Source organism: Streptomyces sp. NPDC041970, assembly GCF_055588985.1.
The window spans coordinates 1-19,807 of record NZ_JBVJCD010000051.1 but is presented as its reverse complement, the minus strand read 5'-3'; the positions used below and the strand labels follow the sequence as shown (position 1 = coordinate 19,807).

Here is a 19,807-nt window from a genome sequence, read left to right as displayed (position 1 = left end):
GCCGGAATCCGCCACCCCACAAGCTCGGACCAGACCGCAGCACCACCGGCACCACCGGTCCACCGGACCACCGAACCAACGGGGAGAACTTCCACCATGCGCAGCAACCGCGTTCGCACCACCGCCCTCGCCGCCACCGCCCTCCTGGCCGCCCTCTCGCTCACCGCCTGCGGCGGAAGCGACAAGGACGGCGCGGCGGCCCCGGCGGCCGCGGAGAGGCCCGCCGCGACGAGCACCGACGGCAAGGCCGCGACGGCCACCACCGCGCCGGTCGAGGACGCCGCGTCCGAGGCCGACACCCCCGCCCGCAGCGTCTCCACGCCCGCCGAGGGCAAGCACGCCGGCGGCAACGGCGACGGCGCCGCCCGCGGTGGCAAGGACACCGCGACCCCCGCCTCCGCCACCAGCGTGAAGGCGCCCGTGGCCTGCACCGCGTCGAACACCAGGGTGACCGTCTCCCAGGTGAGCCGGCCGATCAACCACCTGCTGCTCACGGTGAAGAACACCGGCTCCCGCGCCTGCGACGCCTACTTCGCCCCGCGCCTGCGCTTCGACGACGCCCAGTCCGTCTTCCCGATCCTGGAGAGCAGCAAGCCGCAGGCCGTGGTCACGATCGCCCCCGGCGCGTCCGCCTACGCGGGCATCGGCCTCGCGGGCGACCCCGGCGAGGCCGAGCCGTACGCGGTCGAGAACCTGTCGGTCTTCTTCGCCACGCGGGGCGACGCGTCGTACGACACCCCCGTCGACCTCAAGCTCCCGGCCGGCACCCACGTGGCGAGCAACGGGTTCGTCACCTACTGGCAGTCGGACATCGGGGACGCCCTCGGCATCTGACCAGCGGCCCCGACCTGACGCGGCGGCGCCGCGCGCCCGACCCGTACGGACGTCTCGTACGGGTCGGGCGCGCGGGTCCGTGACGCCCACCGGAAGACGACCGTCCGGGCACGCGCGTCGATGAGGAGGCGCGCGGGCGGGCGCGCCGGGCCGGACGGCCGCCGCGCGTTGTCAGTGGCCCGCCCTAGGGTCACCACCATGGCGACGCTCCCGAACCCCCTGCCCTCCCTGGCCTCCTCCGGCCTGGACCTCCCGCCCGGCGCCCTGGTGGACGCCACGCTCGACGGCCCCTGGCACGAACCGCTGCTCTGGTACGCGGACGGGCCGGCGACCCCGCGCGACTGGCCGGCCCTGCGCGCGGCCGGGCGGCGGCTGGGGCTGCTGCCGGTGCTGGTCTCCGGCGGCGCGCAGGGCCGGTGGCCCGAGCGGTGGGACCTCCACCCCGGCGCGGCGTCGTATCCGGGCGACCACGACGCCGCCGAGGTGCTGGCGAGCCACTGGCCGGCCCACCCCGCCAGCGGACCGGACGACGGCTCGTCGGGCGCTCCCCGCCGCCCCGGCCTCGCCCCCGCCCCGGAGCAGGAGGGCGCGGCCGACCCGGACGCGGTGGCCGCCGGGGTGGCCGGCGTCGTCACCGCCGACCCGGACACCCGGATCGCCCTCGTCCCGGCCCGCCGCAGCGCGGACATACCGGCGTCCATCGGCTGGTCGGGACCGGTGAACCACGAGGACGACGTGGCCCGCCTCTGCGCGGTGCTCCGCTCCTGGGAGGACCGCTACGACCTCCGGGTCGTCATGCTCGGCTTCGACACGATGGTCGTCTCCGTCGGCCGCCCGCCCACCACGCTCCCCGAGGCCCGCGCCCTGGCCGCCGAGCACTACGCGTTCTGCCCGGACAACATCGACCAGGTCCCGCCGCACGACATCGACGCCTACGCGGAGAAGCACCTGCTCGGCCAGGAGGCCTGGTTCTTCTGGTGGGACTGATGCCCCGCCCGCGGGAGGGCCGCCCCGCCCTCGGCCCGTGCGCGGACCGAGGACCGGAAGCTGAGTCGCCGTACTCATGCCGGCGCCGGGCCCCGGAGGTTGACTCGTACGCGTGAACGACGACAGCCGCACCACCGCCCCCGCGAACGCCCCGGACCGCCGCGCCTGGATCGCCCCGCTGATCTCCACGGTCGTGACGCTGCCGACGGGAGTGCTCGCCCTCCTCGTCGCCGGTCTCACGACGATGGCCTGCGGCTCCTGCGACGAGGCGGCGGCCGACCGGTTCGACGCCGTCCTCCCGGCCGCGTGGACCGTGCTCTGGACGGGCCTGCTCCTCGCCCTCGCCGTCCTCGTCGCGAGCTGGGCCCTTCCCCGGCGGACCCGCGAAGCCGCCCGGCGCCTGGGCCTGGCGGCGGCCGCCCCCGCCGTCGCGGTGCTCGCCTTCGTCGTCTTCATGGCACTGGTCGACCGGACCTGACCCCGCGGAGGGCGTCCACCCCATGAACGCCACCCGCCACCCGGCCCGGCCGTCGCCACCGCGCGGGTCCCTCGTACGGGACGGCGCCCGCCGCTCCCCCGACGGGGCCCGCCGCCTCCGGGCTCAGCCCCGGCCGCGCCCGTCCCCCAGCCACCCGGCGACCTCGGTCGCCCAGTAGGTGAGGACCATCCGCGCCCCGGCCCGCCGGATCCCGGTCAGGCTCTCCAGGATCGCCCTCTCCCTGTCGATCCACCCCTTCTCGGCGGCGGCCTCGACCATCGCGTACTCCCCGCTGATCTGGTACGCCGCGACCGGCACGGCCACCGACTCCGCGACCTTGGCGAGGATGTCCAGATACGGCCCGGCGGGCTTCACCATCACCATGTCCGCGCCCTCCTCCAGGTCGAGCGCCAGCTCGCGCAGCGACTCGCGCGCGTTGGCCGGGTCCTGCTGGTAGGTCTTGCGGTCACCGGTGAGCGAGGAGCCGACCGCCTCGCGGAAGGGCCCGTAGAAGGCGGAGGAGTACTTCGCGGTGTAGGCGAGGATCGACACGTCCTCGTGCCCCGTCTGGTCCAGCGCGTCGCGGACCACGCCGACCTGGCCGTCCATCATCCCGCTGGGGCCCACCACGTGCGCCCCGGCGTCCGCCTGGACCTGGGCCATCTCGGCGTACCGCTCCAGCGTGGCGTCGTTGTCCACCCGCCCGTCGTCCGTCAGGACCCCGCAGTGCCCGTGGTCGGTGTACTCGTCCAGGCACAGGTCCGACATGACGACCAGCTCGTCCCCGACCTCCTCGCGCACCGCGCGCAGGCCGCGCTGGAGGATGCCGTCCGGGTCGGTGCCCGCGGTGCCCGCGGCGTCCTTCTTCGCGTCCTCCGGCACACCGAAGAGCATGATCCCCGACACCCCCGCCGCGACCGCCTCGACGGCCGCCTTCCGCAGGGTGTCCAGGGTGTGCTGGTGCACGCCGGGCATGGCCGAGATGGCGACCGGGGCGTCGATGCCCTCCCGGACGAAGGCGGGGAGGATCAGGTCCGCGGGGTCGAGCCGCGTCTCGGCGACCATCCGCCGCATCGCCGGGGTCGTCCGCAGCCGCCGGGGGCGGGAGCCGGGGAAGTTTCCGTACGCAGTCATCCTTCGACGATAGACCCGCCCGCACCGGGCGCTTACCGACACCGGCGCCGGAAAAGGAAGCGGGCCCGGCCGCCGAGGCGACCGGGCCCGACGCTTCACCCGCTCAGGTCGTCGTCCGGCGCCTGCGCGCGCCCGGACGCCGCTCGCTCGGCCGGGTCACCGGGTCGCCGGCCTCCTTCGCCGCGTCCCGGCGCTGCGCGCCGAAGGCGGCGAGCGCCTCCGCGAGCTTGTGCACCGAGGGCTCCGGGGAGAGCACGTCCACGCGCAGGCCGTGCTCCTCGGCGGTCTTCGCGGTGGCCGGGCCGATGCACGCGATGACCGTCACGTTGTGCGGCTTGCCCGCGATGCCGACCAGGTTGCGCACCGTCGAGGACGACGTGAACAGGACCGCGTCGAAGCCGCCGCCCTTGATCGCCTCACGGGTCTCGGCCGGCGGCGGCGAGGCGCGGACCGTGCGGTACGCGGTGACGTCGTCGACCTCCCAACCCAGCTCGATCAGCCCGGCCACCAGGGTCTCGGTGGCGATGTCGGCGCGCGGCAGGAACACCCGGTCGATCGGGTCGAAGACCGGGTCGTAGGGGGGCCAGTCCTCCAGCAGCCCGGCGGCGGACTGCTCGCCCGAGGGCACCAGGTCCGGCTTCACGCCGAAGTCCACCAGGGCCGCCGCGGTCTGCTCGCCGACCGCCGCGACCTTGATCCCGGCGAAGGCGCGGGCGTCGAGCCCGTACTCCTCGAACTTCTCCCGCACCGCCTTGACGGCGTTCACGCTGGTGAAGGCGATCCACTCGTAGCGCCCGGTCACCAGGCCCTTGACCGCCCGCTCCATCTGCTGGGGCGTGCGCGGCGGCTCGACCGCGATCGTCGGGACCTCGTGCGGCACCGCGCCGTAGGAACGCAACTGGTCGGAGAGGGACGCGGCCTGCTCCTTCGTGCGCGGGACGAGGACCTTCCAGCCGAACATCGGCTTGGACTCGAACCACGCGAGCTGGTCGCGCTGGGCGGCGGAGCTGCGCTCTCCGACCACGGCTATGACCGGCCGGTGCCCCTCCGGCGACGGCAGCACCTTCGCCTGCTTCAGGACCTGGGCGATGGTCCCGAGCGACGCCGTCCAGGTGCGCTGGCGCGTGGTCGTGCCGCCGATCGTCACGGTGAGCGGGGTGTCGGGCTTGCGGCCCGCGGAGACCAGCTCGCCGGCGGCGGAGGCGACCGCGTCCAGCGTGGTGGAGACGACGACCGTCCCGTCGCTGGCCCCGACCTCGCTCCAGCACCGGTCGGAGGCGGTACGGGCGTCGACGAACCGGACGTCCGCGCCCTGGGCGTCCCGCAGCGGCACCCCGGCGTACGCGGGCACGCCGACGGCGTTGGCGACACCGGGGACGACCTCGAAGGGCACCCCGGCGGCGGCGCACGCGAGCATCTCCGCGCCCGCGTCCCCGTCCAGGCCCGGATCGCCCGCGACGGCGCGGACCACCCGCCTGCCGCCCTTCGCGGCCTCCATGACAAGATTGGCCGCATCCCTGAGAACGGGCACACCAGCGGCTGACGGTGCGTCAACAACCGTCAGCTCAGGCGTGCTCACCCCTGCCCGCGCGTGCACGCGGACGACGTCGAGCACGTCGGGCTCGGCGACAAGGACGTCCGCGCTCGCAAGCGCCTCGACGGCGCGCAGGGTCAGCAGTCCCGGATCGCCGGGACCGGCGCCGAGGAAGGTGACCTGCCCTTGCGCGGACAGAACCGGAAAGTCGGATGCGGCGGGGCCGGTGGGGCTCAAAGTGCTCGCTCCCCCATAAGACCGGCCGCACCCTTGGCGAGCATCTCGGCCGCGAGCTCGCGACCGAGGGCCGCCGCGTCGTCGTGCGACGTGGGGACGGGACCGGTGGTGGATAGCTGCACCAGCGAGGAACCGTCGGTGGTACCGACGACTCCGCGCAGGCGCAGTTCGTTGACAACCTGCCCGTCGACCAGGAGGTCGGCCAGCGCGCCCACAGGTGCGGAGCAGCCGGCCTCCAGGGCGGCGAGCAGGGCGCGCTCGGCGGTCACGGCGGCCCGCGTGAACGGGTCGTCGAGTTCGGCGAGCGCGGCGGCGAGGTCCGCGTCGGACGCGGAGCACTCGATCGCCAGTGCTCCCTGGCCGGGAGCGGGCAGGACGGTGTCGACCGGCAGGAACTCGGTCACCTCACCGCTCCGGCCGAGACGGCTGAGCCCGGCGGCGGCCAGGACCACCGCGTCCAGCTCGCCGTCGCGCACGAACCCGATCCGGGTGTCGACGTTACCCCGGATGGGGACGGTCTCGATCCGCCTCCCGTGGGCGCGGGCGTACGCGTTGAGCTGCGCCATCCGGCGCGGCGAGCCGGTGCCCACGCGGGCGCCGGACGGCAGGTCCGCGAAGGTCAGCCCGTCCCGCGCCACCAGGGCGTCGCGGGGGTCCTCGCGCTGCGGCACGGCGGCCAGCAGCAGCTCGTCGGGCTGGCTCGTCGGCAGGTCCTTGAGCGAGTGGACGGCGAAGTCCACCTCGCCCCGCGCCAGCGCCTCGCGCAGCGCGGCGACGAACACGCCGGTGCCGCCGATCTGCGCCAGGTGCTCGCGGGAGACGTCCCCGTACGTGGTGATCTCGACGAGTTCGACGGCGCGCCCGGTCACCTCGCGGACCGCCTCGGCGACGAGCCCGGACTGGGCCATCGCCAGCTTGCTGCGCCGGGTGCCCAGCCGGAGCGGCGCGGAGCCCCGCGCGGCCGGGGGTGAGTTGTCGGTCATGACCGCCCTCTATTCGGGTCGTTCAGGTCGGCCCGTGAGACGGCGGCCACCGTCTGCGGGTCGAGGTCGAAGAGTTCTCGCAGCGCGTCCGCGTACCCGGCGCCGCCGGGCTCGCTGGCCAACTGCTTGACCCGCACGGTGGGCGCGTGCAGGAGTTTGTCGACGACGCGGCGCACCGTCTGGGTGATCTCGGCGCGCTGCTTCCGGTCGAGGTCGGGGAGGCGGCCCTCCAGCCGGGCGATCTCGCCGGCGACCACGTCGGCGGCCATGGTGCGCAGGGCGACCACGGTCGGGGCGACGTGCGCGGCGCGCTGGGCGGCGCCGAAGGCGGCCACCTCGTCGGAGACGATCGTGCGGACCCGGTCCACGTCGGCGGCCATCGGGGCGTCGGCGGACGCCTCGGCGAGCGTCTCGATGTCGACCAGGCGCACCCCGTCGACGCGGTGGGCGGCGCCGTCGATGTCGCGCGGCATGGCGAGGTCGAGCAGCGCCAGCCGGACCGGCCCGGCCGACCGCGCGGGCACGGCGGCCCGGCGTGCGGCGGGGGCGCCGTTCTCCACCCAGGCGGCGTGCTGGTCCACGTCGGCCGGGGCCGGGGCGGCCGGGGCGACGGGCGCGGCGGGCGCCTCGTCCGGGGCGACCGGCTCGACGCCGAGGGCGTCCGCGAGGGCGTCGGCGGTGAGCACGAGACCGGTGGCGCCGGTGCACGACACCACGATGTCGGCACGTGTCAGTTCGTCGCCGACCGCGGACATCTCCACCGCGTGCGCGCGCACCGAGGTGTCGTCGCCCTGCTGGAGGATCTCCACCAGCCGGTCCGCGCGGGCGCGGGTCCGGTTGGCGACGACGATCTCGGCTACGCCGGTGCGGGCGAGGGTGGCGGCGGCCAGCGAGGACATCGAGCCCGCGCCGATGACCAGGGCGCGCTTGCCGCGCGCCCAGAGCTCGGGATCGGCCCCGGCGGCGAGCTGCTGGAGCCCGAAGGTGACGAGCGACTGCCCGGCCCGGTCGATGCCGGTCTCGCTGTGGGCGCGCTTGCCGACCCGCAGGGCCTGCTGGAAGAGGTCGTTCAGCAGGCGTCCGGCGGTGTGCAGCTCCTGGCCGCGCGCCAGCGCGTCCTTGATCTGCCCGAGGATCTGGCCCTCGCCGACGACCATCGAGTCCAGTCCGCAGGCCACCGAGAACAGGTGGTGGACGGCCCGGTCCTCGTAGTGGACGTAGAGGTGGGGGGTCAGCTCCTCCAGCCCGACGCCGCTGTGCTGGGCGAGCAGGGTGGACAGCTCGGCGACGCCCGCGTGGAACTTGTCCACGTCGGCGTAGAGCTCGATGCGGTTGCAGGTGGCCAGCACGGCGGCCTCGGTCGCGGGCTCCGCGGCGAGGGTGTCCTGGACCAGCTTGGCCTGCGCCTCGGCGGCGAGCGACGCCCGTTCCAGTACGGAGACGGGGGCGCTGCGGTGGCTCAGTCCGACGACGAGGAGGCTCATGCCGGCATCACGGCGGGCATGTCCCCGTCGGGTCCCTTCCGGCTCGCGGGGGTGGCGCGCATCGGGGGCGCGCCCGCGTCCTCGCCGGCGGTGTCCTCGCCGGCCTTGCGCTGCTCGTGGAAGGCGAGGATCTGCAGCTCGATGGAGAGGTCCACCTTGCGCACGTCGACGCCCTCGGGCACCGAGAGGACGGTCGGCGCGAAGTTCAGGATGGAGGTCACGCCCGCGGCGACGAGCCGGTCGCAGACCTGCTGGGCGGCGCCGGGCGGAGTGGTGATCACGCCGATGGAGACGCCGTTGTCGCTGATGATCCGGTCCAGGTCGTCGGTGTGCTGCACGGGGATGCCGGCCACCGGCGTACCGGCCATGGCCGGGTCGGCGTCGATCAGCGCGGCGACGCGGAAGCCGCGGGAGGCGAAGCCGCCGTAGTTGGCGAGGGCCGCGCCGAGGTTGCCGATGCCGACGATGGCGACCGGCCAGTCCTGGGTGAGCCCGAGTTCGCGGGAGATCTGGTAGACGAGGTACTCGACGTCGTACCCGACGCCTCGGGTGCCGTAGGAGCCCAGGTAGCTGAAGTCCTTGCGCAGCTTCGCCGAGTTCACGCCGGCCGCCGTGGCCAGCTCCTCGGAGGAGACCGTGGGGACCGATCGCTCGGAGAGCGCGGTCAGGGCGCGCAGGTACAGCGGAAGTCGGGCGACGGTGGCCTCGGGAATTCCTCGGCTGCGGGTCGCCGGTCGGTGCGTTCGGCCAGTTGCCACGGTGCTCCTGCGGGATGAGCGGGGCTGCAGGCGGCCGTATGTCCCAAGACCGCCCCGTCGAGTGAAGGCTATGTCTTTGTGAACGCGTGCACAAAGATGGTGTCCGTTTTGTCCGGTCAAAGTGACCGGGGTCACGCACATTCCCCGCGCGATCCCGGAACCAAGGACCGCATCAGCCCGTTGCAGCCACGAAGGGGGCAAAGCAGAACACACTCCTCACATCTCAGCCCCCGAGACCACTCAAAACGCCCATGATGGTAACCGGGTTTCCCTCAGCCACCCAGCGCCCGGCGCAGCCTCGCCGGGTCCACGCGCCAGAACGTGTGCTGCTCTTCATCGATCAGCACCACCGGAATCTGCTCCCAGTACTCCTTGTGCAGCTCCTCGTCCCGAGTGATGTCCTTCTCCACCCAGGACGCCCCGGTCTCCGCGCAGACCGCGCTCACCACCGCCCGCGCCTCGTCGCACAGATGGCAGCCGGGCTTCCCGACCAGGGTGACCACCCGGTCGGCGGGCCTCTTCCTCATACGTCGCAGCAGAGCACTCATGCCCCTCATTCTGCGCCCCGCCGCCCGCAGGGCCGACCGCCCGGAATCACCCGATTCACCACCCCGCCCCCGAGCGTTCACGCCCACGCATCGCGGCAGGTCGGACGCGTACCGGCCGACTGGTTATGCTCACCGCATGGCCGCACTTGGATGGCTCACCCCCCGTAGGCGCTCCGCGACCGCACGGAGCGTCCTGGCAGGCGAGGCGGCAGCCGAGGCCGCGCGCAGGACGTCGGCCGCCGCCGACGCCTCCCCCCTCCTGACCGGCGTCCCGGAAGCGGCGGACCGCACGCCCCCCGCCGAGCCGGTCTTCCCGGTCGCCGGCGACGACCGCGCCGCCGCCTTCTTCGACCTCGACAACACGGTGATGCAGGGCGCCGCGATCTTCCACTTCGGCCGAGGCCTGTACAAGCGGAAGTTCTTCCAGCGCCGCGAGCTGACCCGGTTCGCCTGGCAGCAGGCCTGGTTCCGGCTGGCCGGCGTCGAGGACCCCGAGCACATGCAGGACGCCCGCGACAGCGCGCTCTCCATCGTCAAGGGCCACCGCGTCTCCGAGCTGATGTCGATCGGCGAGGAGATCTACGACGAGTACATGGCCGACCGCATCTGGCCCGGCACCCGCGCCCTGGCCCAGGCCCACCTGGACGCCGGGCAGAAGGTCTGGCTGGTCACCGCGGCCCCCGTCGAGACCGCCACCATCATCGCCCGCCGCCTCGGCCTCACCGGCGCGCTCGGCACCGTCGCGGAGTCCGTCGACGGCGTCTACACCGGCCGCCTGGTCGGCGAACCCCTGCACGGCCCCGCCAAGGCCGAGGCCGTCCGCGCCCTCGCCGCCGCCGAGGGCCTGGACCTGGAGCGCTGCGCCGCCTACAGCGACTCGCACAACGACATCCCGATGCTCTCGCTGGTCGGCCACCCCTACGCGATCAACCCGGACGCCAAGCTCCGCAGGCACGCCCGCGCCCTCGACTGGCGGCTGCGCGACTACCGCACCGGCCGCAAGGCGGCCAAGGTCGGCATCCCCGCCGCCGCCGGGGTCGGCGCGCTCGCGGGCGGCACCGCCGCCGCCGTCGCCCTGCACCGCCGCCGCCGCTGACCCGCCCCAGACGCGGCCGGTCGCCGCGCGCCGCCGCTCGTACGGCCGTACGGCCGCACACGGGCCTTCCGCAGCCGCCCCGGACCCCCTCCGGCCAGTCGGATCACCGTGACCCGACCACAACCCGTCGCCCCCATAGGCAGATCGCGAAGTAATCCGATCAGTAAACGGTCACCAATTGCTACTTGATCCGTCACTTAGCGATAACAGAAGCGACGGAACCGGTGATTTAGACAACTGGGTGTAGCGCGTCCTGCACGAAGCGTTATTCTCCTCAGACGCATCACGGAGACCGCCACTCGCTACGACGGGTGACGCTTTTCGAACTGCTCGTGATGGAAGCTCTGCCTCTGGGAGTCCCGTGTACCCACACGTCGGGGTTGACGCCTCGGGCCTGGCTACGCTGCGTGCATCGGTCATCGACCGCTTGCGCGGCTTCGTCCCCACCGCGTACGCCGTCCCCGCCTTTGCCACCCCTGCACCTGCCGACCCGTGCTACGCCCTGGCCGAACGCAGCGCGGCGGTCGGAAGACGCAGCGCCCGCGCCGCCTCCTCGACCACGTCGACCGTCCGCCGTCCCACCGCCGACAGCGACAGCGCGCGCATGATGGACCTCGTCGAACGCGCGCAGGCCGGCGAGGCGGACGCCTTCGGCCGCCTGTACGACCAGTACAGCGACACCGTGTACCGGTACATCTACTACCGCGTGGGCGGCAAGGCGACCGCGGAGGACCTCACCAGCGAGACCTTCCTCCGCGCGCTGCGCCGCATCTCCACGTTCACCTGGCAGGGCCGTGACTTCGGCGCCTGGCTGGTCACGATCGCTCGCAACCTGGTCGCGGACCACTTCAAATCCAGTCGCTTCCGTCTGGAAGTGACCACCGGCGAGATGCTCGACGCCAACGAGGTGGCGCGCAGTCCCGAGGACTCCGTCCTGGAGTCCCTCTCCAACGCCGCACTGCTCCAGGCGGTGCGCCGACTCAACCCCCAGCAGCAGGAGTGCGTCACCCTGCGGTTCCTCCAGGGCCTCTCGGTCGCGGAGACCGCGCGGGTGATGGGCAAGAACGAGGGCGCGATCAAGACCCTCCAGTACCGCGCCGTGCGGACGCTCGCCCGGCTCCTGCCGGACGACGCCCGCTGACCCACCGGACGGCGCCCGTCGAACGGCGGTCCCCCGCCGTTCGCACCGGCCGCCCGTCCGACAGCACACGACCGATGACCGGACCTCCGCGTGACCGTTCCCTCACCCACTGGTCCGATCATCCTTCGTGCGTAACCCAAGTGCCGCGCGTCTCGTTGTGTCGGTTGCAGGCCCCCTGCCGTCACCCCCTGTCCGTCGCCACTCACTCCATCGAGTGGAAACGCTCAAGGTGTGCAACTTCCGGACCGCCAGGGGAGTCGACCGTCATGACGAGAGGAGGTGCCGCCAGTGATCGCAAACGTTTCGGCACACCGGCGGGCGAACGCCTTCGCCCAGGCCCTGGAGGAGCAGACCCCCCAGGGTGCGGCGGCCGTACAGCCCGAGGAGACGGCCGAACAGGCCGACCGCGGACCGCTGTTGGCCCTGGCGAACGGCCTCGGTGAGCTGCCCGGGCCGCAGTTGGACCCCGAGGTCAAAGTGGTGCAGCGAGCCCAGCTCGTCGCCGCCATGGAGGCCATGTTCGCCGAGGGCGGCGCTCCCGCGGTGCCCGAGCAGCGGAGCAAGGGGGCCCACCGCGCCTCCCCCCTGCGGAGGCTGCGCCCCCGCTCCCGCTGGGCGAAGGGTCTCACCGCCGGCGGGCTCACCGTCGGCGTGGCCGCGGGGGCGTTCGGCGGAGTGGCCGCGGCCAGCTCCGACGCCCTCCCCGGCGACTCGCTGTACGGGCTCAAGCGCGGGATGGAGGACATCAGCCTGGGCATGACCAAGGGCGAGACCGATCGCGGCGAGGCCTACCTCGACCATGCCTCGACCCGACTCAGCGAGGCCCGCCGCCTCATGGAGCGCGCCCGCGCCGGCCACATGGACCACGAGTCCCTCGGCGCGGTCAGACGGGCGCTCAACGGCATGTCACACGACGCCTCCGAGGGCCATCGGCTGCTCCACTCCGCATATCAGCGCGACGGATCGATCGGCCCGATCCAAACCCTGGACTCCTTCTCCCGTTCGCACCGCGACACCTGGAGCCGCCTCCGCGAACGGCTGCCCGTCCAACTCGCCGACGTCGGCGACCAGGTCAGCTCGGTCCTCGACGCCATGGCGGAGGACGTCGCGCCCCTCCAGTCACTCCTCCCCCACCCGCCCGGCGGGGACGCGGACACCCGCCGCCCCCATGCCACCACCCCGCACACCGGCGCCCCCCGGCCGGGCGCCCCCGACCCCGCCCCGCCCCGCACGTTCGACGAGCGCCCCTCCCCCAGCACCGCCCCCCGGCCCTCCGACCCGTCCGCGTCCGCCGACTCCTCCCCGGACGGCGGCCTGCTCGACGGCGGTGCGGACGGACTGCTCGACGACCTCCCCACCGACGGCCTCACTCAGCCGTCCCCCGAGAACCGTCCCAGCTCGTCGCCCGCCCCGGACATCACGCTGCCCCCGCTCCTTCCGGGCCTCCTCCCCGACCTGGGGATCACCGGCGAGGACAGCAGGCCGTAGCACCACGGGCCCCGACCGACCGGAGGGCCGGTACGCGCATCGCGTACCGGCCCTCCGCCGCCCTCCGCCCGGCCGCCCGCGTCAGAAGAAGACCGACCGCCGCTGCACCAGCAGCTTGTACAGGGTGTGCTGGATCTGCTCGCGCACCTGGTCGGTCAGGTTGAACATCAGCATCGGGTCCTCCGCCGCCTCCGGCGGATACCCGTCCGTGGGGATCGGCTCACCGAACTGGATCGTCCACTTCGTCGGCAGCGGCAGCATCCCCAGCGGCCCCAGCCACGGGAAGGTCGGCGTGATCGGGAAGTACGGGAAGCCCAGCAGCCGGGCCAGCGTCTTCGCGTTCCCGATCATCGGGTAGATCTCCTCGGCCCCCACGATCGAGCACGGCACGATCGGCGTGCCCGCCCGCAGCGCCGTCGACACGAACCCGCCCCGGCCGAACCGCTGCAGCTTGTAGCGCTCGCCGAACGGCTTCCCGATGCCCTTGAACCCCTCCGGCATCACCCCGACGATCTCGCCCCGCTCCAACAGGCGCTGCGCGTCCTCCGCGCACGCCAGCGTGTGACCGGCCTTGCGCGCCAGCTCGTTGACGACCGGCAGGTGGAAGACCAGATCGGCGGCGAGCAGCCGCAGACGCCGGTCGGCCGGGTGGTGGTCGTGCACCGCCACCTGGAGCATCAGCCCGTCCAGCGGCAGCGTCCCGGAGTGGTTGGCCACGATGAGCGCCCCGCCGTCCGACGGGATGTTCTCGATGCCCTTCACCTCGATGCGGAAGTACGTCTCGGCCAACGGCCGCAGCAGCGACATCAGGACCTGGTCGGTCAGCTCCTCGTCGTAGCCGAACTCGTCGACCTCGTAGTCACCGGTGATCCGCCGCCGCAGGAACGCGAGCCCGCTCGCGACCCGCCGCTCCCAACCGCCCGCCGCCTCCCGGTCCCGCCCCTGCTCCGCCTCCGGCGGACCGGCGGCGGGGTCGGGCGGCCGCACCCCCGGCAGCGCGCTCACCGGGGCCGCGGGGCCCTCGCCGGGCCCCCCGGTCCTGCGGCGTGCCGCACCGGACCGCGAGCGGTCGTCGTCGAACGGGATGACCTTGGCGTCCGCCATCGTCGCTGCGCTCCTCTACCTGGCGCCGTGAGTCGTCTGTGCCGCACCGTCCCCGCGCTCCCGCGGACCGGCGCTCGCGGGCAGCGGCAGCGCCGCCAGCCGGTCCACCGCCCTGCCCACCGCCTCCGGCGGCAGCAGCCCCGGCCCCCGGCTCCGCGCGAACTCCGCGAAGGTCCGGGCCGTGGTGAACGCCGGCCGGAAGCCGAGGGTCTCGCGCATCTGCACCGTCGAGACCACCCTGCCATGGGTGAGCAGCCGGATCTGCTCCGGCGAGAAGTCGCTCAGGCCGATCGTGCGCAGCGCCGAGCCGACCCAGGTCACCGCCGGCAGCAGCACCGGCACCGTCGGGCGCCCCAGCCGCCGCGCGCACTGCGACAGCAGCAGCACGCCGTCGCCCGCGATGTTGAACGTGCCGCTGTTCAGCGTGGCGCGCCGGGGCTCGTTCGCCGCGATCACGAGGACGTCGATCACGTCGTCCTCGTGCACGAACTGGAGCCGCGGGTCGTAGCCGAAGACGGTCGGCAGGACGGGCAGCGACAGGTAGTCCGCCAGCGGCGAGTCCGGGCGGGGCCCCAGGATGTTGGCGAACCTCAGCACGCACACCGCCACGTCGGGCCGGCGGCGGGCGAAGCCCCGCACGTACCCCTCGACCTCCACGGCGTCCTTGGCGAAGCCGCCGCTCGGCAGCGACTTGGGCGGGGTGGTCTCGGTGAACACGGCGGGGTCGCGGGGCGCGGACCCGTAGACGCTGGTGCTGGACTTCACCACGAGCCGCTGGACCGTCGGGGACTTCTGGCAGGCGCCGAGCAACTGCAGGGTGCCGATGACGTTGGTCTCCTTGAGCGCCTGACGACCGCCCGCGCCGAGCGCCCGGCCGGAGACGTCCAGGTGCACGACCGTGTCGACGGAGTGCTCGGCCAGGATCCGGGCCAGGGCGGACTGCCGGATGTCCGCCCGCACGAACTCGGCGTCGCCCAGCTCGTGCGGGGGCGTGACCGCGTCCACGGCGATGACCCGGTCCACATCCGGCTCGCGCTGGACGCGCCGGACGAACCGACCCGCCAGTTGCCGGGCCACTCCCGTGACGAGGACGACCTTTCCCACGCTCAGCGCCTTCCGTCGGTCCGGGAAGCCGGAGCCGCCCGCCTGCTTCCCGCGGTGACTTCCCTGGCCGTCACCGTAGCGGGTGCACGCCGTTCTGTGACGTCCGGCGACGCACCCGGCTCCGTCCCGGAACGCACCGCAGCCCCCCCGCCGGATCGGCGGAGGGGCTGCGGATCTCACGAACTGCGTTCGCCTACTTCTTGTTGCGACGCTGAACGCGCGTGCGCTTGAGCAGCTTGCGGTGCTTCTTCTTGGCCATCCGCTTACGCCGCTTCTTGATAACAGAGCCCACGACTACCCTCGCTCACTTCATCTTCACTGGTGCGGGGCGTCTGGGCCCACACGACCTACGTCGGCCTAGCCTACCCGCCACCGCGTGAGGGACGTAATCCGCAGGCGACGGCGGCCCGACTCAGGCCGAATCCACCCCCACGAAGGAGTCCTGGAGATACCCGTGCACCGCCTGCTCCGGCACCCGGAAGGACCTGCCCACCCGGATCGCCGGCAGATGACCGCTGTGCACCAAGCGGTACACGGTCATCTTGGACACCCGCATCACCGAAGCGACTTCCGCCACGGTCAGAAACTTGACCTCGTTGAGAGGCCTCTCGCTGCCAGCAGCCATGACCCACCTGAACCTTCCGCACCGGACGCGCACCGGCTTCCCCTCCGGTGACTCTTCGTCGCTGTGCGCTCACGTTCCAGATTAGGGGCGGGTGGTACGAGTGGGGAAGAGGAGGGACGACCGGGGCATCACAGGGACAGTCGGGCCCGTTGCAGCACGTAGAGCGCCAGCGGCCGGTAGAACGACGCCCGTACGCCGTCGTCCAGCGGAACGACCACCGACACCCGCCCCTCGGCCTCCCCGACGAACAGCGCCGGATCGTCCGTGTCCCCCGGCCCGATCGCCTCGATCCCGAGCTGACCTGCGCCGCAGACCCAGCCGTGGTCCCCGATCACCAGCTCGGGCAGCACCCCCAGCCGCTCCGCCGCGTCCTGGAGCGCGAGCCGCACCGGTAGCGGCGAGTGGGTGTGCGCGCCGATCTCGCCGCCGGTGGGCCGTCCCCCCGGTTCGCGCACCAGGGCCACGCCCCGTACGTAGTCCAGGTGGTACGTGCGTACGCCGAACCGGGTCGCCATGTCGACACATCGCCCCTGCGCGGGGGTGAGGACAGGGCAGCCCGCCGCCGACAGGGCGTCTGCCAGCCCGGCGTAGAAGTCGAGCAGCCGGTGCGGATGGCCGGTGCCCAGCAGCACCGGGACCCGCCGCTCGGCCGCCCGTGCGATCCGCTCGGCGAACGCGTCCAGCCCGGCCACCGTCCGCTCGGGGTCGATCGCGTCCTCGCCGACGACGTGCGCGGGGTCCGCAGAGACCCCGCACCGGTCCGCCATCAGCCGCAGCAGCTCCGGCAGGTCCCACGCCCGCTCGGGCGACAGCCCCAGCGTCACCCGCGGGTCCCGCGCGGCGAACAGCCGGTAGCTGCGCAGGCTGTTCTCGCGCGGGGTGGCCACGGGCCCGGCCAACCGGGCCGCCAGCAGATGGGCGCGCAGCGCCCCGGTGCTCAACACCCTCGGGATGCTCCCGTACCGGAGAGCCGCGCGGGGCCGATTCGGGCCGCGCCCCACCGTCGGGGTTAACCGCACGGGACCGGGCCCCGCACCTCCGCGGCATCCGGTATACGGGCGTACGCGCGGACCACCGGGCGCATCGCCGCTCCACCGGCGTACGCCCCCGGCTCTGCGCACCTCCGACGCGCGCCGTTCCGATCAGGCCAGCAGCCCCCGCAGCGGGAACGCCGCCTTCCGGGTGGCCAGCACCGCCTGGTCCAGCCGGTCCGCCGGGTCGTAGCCGTCCTCCCAGGACTTCCACGCGGGCGCGCGCCCGTCCGTCATCCGGCCCGGCCCCCGTTGCCGCGTACGGGCGTAGACGAGGTCGCGCCAGGACGCCGGGACCAGCGACTCCGGGTCGACCGGGGCGTGCGCGGCGATCCCGACCAGGTGCGTCCAGGACCGCGGGACCACGTCCACGACGGCGTACCCCCCGCCGCCGAGCGCCACCCAGCGCCCGCCCTCCGCGTACTGGTGGGCCAGGTCGTGGCACGCCTCCATGACCGCGCGCTGGGCGTCCAGGGAGACCGCGAGGTGGGCGAGCGGGTCCTCGAAGTGCGTGTCGGCCCCGTGCTGGGTGACGAGCACCTGCGGCCGGAAGTCGGCCAGCAGCTCGGGCACCACCGCGTGGAACGCGCGCAGCCATCCGGCGTCCCCGGTCCCGGCGGGCAGCGGCACGTTCACCGCGGAGCCCTCGCCATCCCCGGCGCCGGTCTCCTCCGACCACCCGGTCTGCGGGAAGAGCGTCCTCGGGTGCTCGTGGAGCGAGACGGTCAGGACGCGCGGGTCCTCCCAGAACGCGGCTTGCACCCCGTCACCGTGGTGGACGTCGACGTCGACGTACGCGACCCGTTCGGCGCCCAGCTCCAGGAGCCGGGCGATGGCGAGGGCCGGGTCGTTGTAGACGCAGAAGCCGGCGGCCGCGCCGGGCATGGCGTGGTGCAGCCCCCCGGTGAAGTTCACCGCGTGCTCGCTCTCCCCGCGCCACACGGCCTCGGCGGCCCCCACGGACAATCCGGCGATCAGCGCGGACGCCTCGTGCATCCCCGCGAACGCCGGGTCGTCGACGGTCCCGAGCCCGTAACCCTGGTCGGCGGCCCGCGGGTTCGCGGAGGCCGCCCGCACCGCCGCCACGTAGTCCTCGCGGTGCACGAGCCGCAGGGTGGAGTCCCCGGCGGACTTCGCCGACCGCAGGTCCACCGCCCCGTCGAGCCCGAACGCCCGCACCAGCCCCATCGTCAGGGCCAGCCGGACCGGGTCCATGGGGTGGCTCTCCCCGAAGTCGTAACCCGTGACTGCGTCATCCCACATCAACTGTGCGCGGCCGCTCATGCCCGCCACCGTATCGGGCGGCCCCCGGCCCGAACGAGCGGGCGTACGCTGCCGCCGCCAGCACCAGCGCCATCGGCACGAGCATGGCCCCCCGCGGGCTCCACACCTCCCCCAGAGCGCCCACCAGCGGCGATCCCACCAGGAACCCGGCATAGGTGGAGATGTTCAGCCGGGCCACGGCCGCGTCGCTGTTCCGCGGGAACATCCGCCCGGCCGCCGCGAAGGTCTGCGGCACGATCACGCAGAGCCCGAGCCCGAGCAGGGTGAAACCGAGCAGTCCCGTGCGGACCCCCGGAGCGGCGGCCACCACGGCGAACCCCCCGGCCGCCAGCAGGCTCCCGCCCCGCACCACGGCCACCGCCCCGAACCGCCGCACCCCGAGGTCCCCGACGGCCCGCCCCAGCAGCGTCATGACCATGTAGACGTTGTACGGGACGGTCGCCGCCGCCTCCGAGCCGCCGAGGACGTCCTGGAGGTACGCGGCGCCCCAGTTGGAGACGGTCGCGTCCCCGATGTAGGCGAAGCCCATCACCAGGCAGAGCGGCAGCAGCGGCCGGAACGGCACGGCGGGCGCCGACGCTCCCGTTCCGCCGCCGTCACCGCCGGTGTGCCACCGGCCGACGACGAGCACGGCGGGCAGCAGGAGCGCCACGACCGGGAGGCAGGCGGCGAACAGGGACACCTCCCACCGGGCCGCCGCCCACGCCAGCGAGGCGCCGACGATCCCGCCGAGGCTGTACGCGGCGTGGAAGCCGAGCAGGATGCTGCGCCCGTAGGCCCGTTGGAGGCTGACGCCGAGCATGTTCATCGAGGCGTCCAGCGCCCCGACCGCCAGGCCGAAGAGGCCGAGCGCGACGGCGGCGTGCCACACCTCCCGCCCGGCCCCGACGCCGAGCAGCGCGAGCAGGACGAGGGGCTGGGCCCACCGCAGCACCCGTTCGGGCCGCACCCGCGCGACCGCCTTCCCGGCCGCCACGCTGCCGGCGCCCGCCAGGACGGGGACGGCCGCGAGGAAGGCGGGCAGCAGCCCGTCGGATATCCCGTACCGGTCCTGGACGGCGGGGATGCGCGTCACCAGGAGGGCGAAGGCCACCCCTTGGACGCCGAAGGACAAGCCCAGTGATGCCCTGCCGCGCCGCAAGCCCGCATCCGTCATGGCGGCGAGCGTAGGGCCGGGCGCCGCCCGCGGACAGCGGTTCAGGCGAGCAGTGCCGGGAGTTGCGCCATGTCCGAGAAGTACCCGGTCGCTCCGGGCAGCCGGTCGGCGGGCATCATCGACGTGAACGCGTACACGTCCATCCCGGCGGCCCGCGCCGCTTCCACGCCGAGCGGGCTGTCCTCGACGACGACGCACCGCTCGGGCGCGACGCCCATCCGCTCGGCGGCGTGCAGGAACAGGTCCGGCGCCGGCTTCCCCCGCCCGACGTCCTCCGAGCTGAAGATCCACTCCTCCTCGAACCACTGGTCGAGCCCTGTCCTGCGGTGGCCGACCCGGATCTTCTCGTGGGTCCCGGACGAGGCGACGCAGTAGGCCACTCCGTCGGCGACGAGCTTGCCGAGCAGTTCGTCGACCCCGTTGACCGCCACCAGCTCCTGCTGGAAGGCGGCGAAGGTGCGGGCGTGCAGCTCGTCCTCGAAGTCGGCGGGAAGCTTCTCCCCGCCCCGCTCCTCGACGAGGTCGTGCACCCGGTGCACGGCGGCCCCCATGTAGTCGCGGAGCGACTCCTCGTACGAGGTGGGGTGACCGAGTTCGGTCAGATAGCCGGAGAGGACGGTGTTGGCGAGCGGCTCACTGTCGACGAGCACGCCGTCGTTGTCGAAGATGACCAGTTCGTAGCGCATGGTCCGACCCTAGACGTTCAGAACGCAGAAAAGCCCCGTGCCACAAGGCACGGGGCTTTCCCGGAAAAATTGTTCGGCGGCGTCCTACTCTCCCACAGGGTCCCCCCTGCAGTAC

General features: G+C 73.6%; 20 protein-coding genes. 6 read left to right on the top strand and 14 right to left on the bottom strand.

The window, feature by feature from the left end; all coding sequences use genetic code 11:
* Window positions 1-96: 96 nt before the first annotated feature.
* The 3 genes from ACZ6EJ_RS21950 (at window position 97) to ACZ6EJ_RS21940 (ending at window position 2,299) form a co-directional block, all read left to right on the top strand.
* Window positions 97-834: a DUF4232 domain-containing protein gene (locus ACZ6EJ_RS21950; protein WP_469269327.1), complete on the top strand. Its 738-nt coding sequence runs from the start codon at window positions 97-99 to the stop codon at window positions 832-834.
* A 198-nt stretch (window positions 835-1,032) separates the two neighbouring features.
* The gene (locus tag ACZ6EJ_RS21945; RefSeq protein WP_469269326.1) at window positions 1,033-1,821 is read left to right on the top strand and encodes a DUF4253 domain-containing protein; all 789 of its coding nucleotides are present in this window, start codon (window positions 1,033-1,035) and stop codon (window positions 1,819-1,821) included.
* A gap of 112 nt (window positions 1,822-1,933) precedes the next feature.
* Entirely contained in the window at window positions 1,934-2,299 is a 366-nt protein-coding gene (locus ACZ6EJ_RS21940) for a hypothetical protein (RefSeq protein ID WP_469269324.1), read from the top strand.
* Window positions 2,300-2,422: 123 nt separating this feature from the next.
* Here ACZ6EJ_RS21940 and hemB read toward each other — a convergent pair whose 3' ends face one another.
* The 6 genes from hemB to ACZ6EJ_RS21910 all read right to left on the bottom strand — a co-directional run bounded on the left by hemB (window position 2,423) and on the right by ACZ6EJ_RS21910 (window position 8,977).
* Complete coding sequence (gene hemB, locus ACZ6EJ_RS21935; protein WP_469269323.1) at window positions 2,423-3,433, bottom strand: porphobilinogen synthase; 1,011 nt, start codon at window positions 3,431-3,433, stop codon at window positions 2,423-2,425.
* A gap of 103 nt (window positions 3,434-3,536) precedes the next feature.
* Entirely contained in the window at window positions 3,537-5,204 is a 1,668-nt protein-coding gene (locus tag ACZ6EJ_RS21930; RefSeq protein WP_469269322.1) for a bifunctional uroporphyrinogen-III C-methyltransferase/uroporphyrinogen-III synthase, read from the bottom strand.
* A complete protein-coding gene (gene hemC, locus ACZ6EJ_RS21925; RefSeq protein ID WP_469269321.1) occupies window positions 5,201-6,187 on the bottom strand; it encodes a hydroxymethylbilane synthase in 987 nt (328 codons plus the stop codon). Before hemC ends, ACZ6EJ_RS21930 begins: the two co-directional genes overlap by 4 nt.
* Complete coding sequence (locus tag ACZ6EJ_RS21920; RefSeq protein ID WP_469269319.1) at window positions 6,184-7,671, bottom strand: glutamyl-tRNA reductase; 1,488 nt, start codon at window positions 7,669-7,671, stop codon at window positions 6,184-6,186. The genes hemC and ACZ6EJ_RS21920 overlap by 4 nt, the downstream gene beginning before the upstream one ends.
* Window positions 7,668-8,429 (bottom strand): redox-sensing transcriptional repressor Rex, encoded by a 762-nt coding sequence (locus ACZ6EJ_RS21915; RefSeq protein ID WP_469269318.1) that lies wholly within the window; start codon window positions 8,427-8,429, stop codon window positions 7,668-7,670. Before ACZ6EJ_RS21915 ends, ACZ6EJ_RS21920 begins: the two co-directional genes overlap by 4 nt.
* 272 nt (window positions 8,430-8,701) lie before the next feature.
* A complete protein-coding gene (locus ACZ6EJ_RS21910) occupies window positions 8,702-8,977 on the bottom strand; it encodes a glutaredoxin family protein (protein WP_469269317.1) in 276 nt (91 codons plus the stop codon).
* A gap of 136 nt (window positions 8,978-9,113) precedes the next feature.
* On the opposite strand from ACZ6EJ_RS21910, the gene ACZ6EJ_RS21905 reads away from it, so the two are divergent.
* The 3 genes from ACZ6EJ_RS21905 (at window position 9,114) to ACZ6EJ_RS21895 (ending at window position 12,702) form a co-directional block, all read left to right on the top strand.
* Window positions 9,114-10,073, top strand: coding sequence for an HAD family hydrolase (locus ACZ6EJ_RS21905; protein ID WP_469269316.1), 960 nt, complete (start codon window positions 9,114-9,116; stop codon window positions 10,071-10,073).
* A 361-nt stretch (window positions 10,074-10,434) separates the two neighbouring features.
* Window positions 10,435-11,214 carry an ECF subfamily RNA polymerase sigma factor, BldN family gene (locus ACZ6EJ_RS21900; RefSeq protein WP_469269315.1) on the top strand — a complete coding sequence of 260 codons (780 nt, stop codon included), beginning with the start codon at window positions 10,435-10,437 and terminating at the stop codon, window positions 11,212-11,214.
* Window positions 11,215-11,502: 288 nt separating this feature from the next.
* Window positions 11,503-12,702 carry a DUF5667 domain-containing protein gene (locus tag ACZ6EJ_RS21895; protein WP_469269314.1) on the top strand — a complete coding sequence of 400 codons (1,200 nt, stop codon included), beginning with the start codon at window positions 11,503-11,505 and terminating at the stop codon, window positions 12,700-12,702.
* Window positions 12,703-12,783: 81 nt separating this feature from the next.
* Here the strand turns inward: ACZ6EJ_RS21895 and ACZ6EJ_RS21890 are convergent, their stop codons facing one another.
* The 8 genes from ACZ6EJ_RS21890 to ACZ6EJ_RS21855 all read right to left on the bottom strand — a co-directional run bounded on the left by ACZ6EJ_RS21890 (window position 12,784) and on the right by ACZ6EJ_RS21855 (window position 19,692).
* Window positions 12,784-13,806 carry a lysophospholipid acyltransferase family protein gene (locus ACZ6EJ_RS21890; RefSeq protein ID WP_469269312.1) on the bottom strand — a complete coding sequence of 341 codons (1,023 nt, stop codon included), beginning with the start codon at window positions 13,804-13,806 and terminating at the stop codon, window positions 12,784-12,786.
* A 15-nt stretch (window positions 13,807-13,821) separates the two neighbouring features.
* Window positions 13,822-14,910 carry an NAD-dependent epimerase/dehydratase family protein gene (locus tag ACZ6EJ_RS21885; protein ID WP_469269311.1) on the bottom strand — a complete coding sequence of 363 codons (1,089 nt, stop codon included), beginning with the start codon at window positions 14,908-14,910 and terminating at the stop codon, window positions 13,822-13,824.
* A gap of 193 nt (window positions 14,911-15,103) precedes the next feature.
* The gene (locus ACZ6EJ_RS21880) at window positions 15,104-15,202 is read right to left on the bottom strand and encodes a 30S ribosomal protein bS22 (protein WP_003948845.1); all 99 of its coding nucleotides are present in this window, start codon (window positions 15,200-15,202) and stop codon (window positions 15,104-15,106) included.
* Between the two features lie 120 nt (window positions 15,203-15,322).
* Window positions 15,323-15,535, bottom strand: coding sequence for a helix-turn-helix domain-containing protein (locus tag ACZ6EJ_RS21875; protein ID WP_469269309.1), 213 nt, complete (start codon window positions 15,533-15,535; stop codon window positions 15,323-15,325).
* A gap of 128 nt (window positions 15,536-15,663) precedes the next feature.
* Entirely contained in the window at window positions 15,664-16,479 is an 816-nt protein-coding gene (locus tag ACZ6EJ_RS21870; protein WP_469269308.1) for a phosphatase, read from the bottom strand.
* Window positions 16,480-16,677: 198 nt separating this feature from the next.
* Entirely contained in the window at window positions 16,678-17,850 is a 1,173-nt protein-coding gene (locus tag ACZ6EJ_RS21865) for an acetoin utilization protein AcuC (protein ID WP_469269307.1), read from the bottom strand.
* Entirely contained in the window at window positions 17,819-19,006 is a 1,188-nt protein-coding gene (locus ACZ6EJ_RS21860) for an MFS transporter (protein ID WP_469269305.1), read from the bottom strand. Before ACZ6EJ_RS21860 ends, ACZ6EJ_RS21865 begins: the two co-directional genes overlap by 32 nt.
* A 41-nt stretch (window positions 19,007-19,047) precedes the next feature.
* Window positions 19,048-19,692, bottom strand: a complete 645-nt coding sequence (locus tag ACZ6EJ_RS21855) for an HAD family hydrolase (RefSeq protein ID WP_469269303.1) — start codon at window positions 19,690-19,692, stop codon at window positions 19,048-19,050.
* Between the last annotated feature and the right edge of the window lie 115 nt (window positions 19,693-19,807).

Coding starts and splice junctions, on each gene's coding strand:
- ACZ6EJ_RS21905 (WP_469269316.1), top strand. CDS start 9,114: ATGGCCGCACTTGGATGGCTCACCCCCCGTAGGCGCTCCGCGACCGCA.
- ACZ6EJ_RS21855 (WP_469269303.1), bottom strand. CDS start 19,692: ATGCGCTACGAACTGGTCATCTTCGACAACGACGGCGTGCTCGTCGAC.
- ACZ6EJ_RS21865 (WP_469269307.1), bottom strand. CDS start 17,850: ATGAGCGGCCGCGCACAGTTGATGTGGGATGACGCAGTCACGGGTTAC.
- ACZ6EJ_RS21875 (WP_469269309.1), bottom strand. CDS start 15,535: ATGGCTGCTGGCAGCGAGAGGCCTCTCAACGAGGTCAAGTTTCTGACC.
- hemC (WP_469269321.1), bottom strand. CDS start 6,187: ATGACCGACAACTCACCCCCGGCCGCGCGGGGCTCCGCGCCGCTCCGG.
- ACZ6EJ_RS21945 (WP_469269326.1), top strand. CDS start 1,033: ATGGCGACGCTCCCGAACCCCCTGCCCTCCCTGGCCTCCTCCGGCCTG.
- ACZ6EJ_RS21860 (WP_469269305.1), bottom strand. CDS start 19,006: ATGACGGATGCGGGCTTGCGGCGCGGCAGGGCATCACTGGGCTTGTCC.
- ACZ6EJ_RS21950 (WP_469269327.1), top strand. CDS start 97: ATGCGCAGCAACCGCGTTCGCACCACCGCCCTCGCCGCCACCGCCCTC.
- hemB (WP_469269323.1), bottom strand. CDS start 3,433: ATGACTGCGTACGGAAACTTCCCCGGCTCCCGCCCCCGGCGGCTGCGG.
- ACZ6EJ_RS21890 (WP_469269312.1), bottom strand. CDS start 13,806: ATGGCGGACGCCAAGGTCATCCCGTTCGACGACGACCGCTCGCGGTCC.
- ACZ6EJ_RS21910 (WP_469269317.1), bottom strand. CDS start 8,977: ATGAGTGCTCTGCTGCGACGTATGAGGAAGAGGCCCGCCGACCGGGTG.
- ACZ6EJ_RS21920 (WP_469269319.1), bottom strand. CDS start 7,671: ATGAGCCTCCTCGTCGTCGGACTGAGCCACCGCAGCGCCCCCGTCTCC.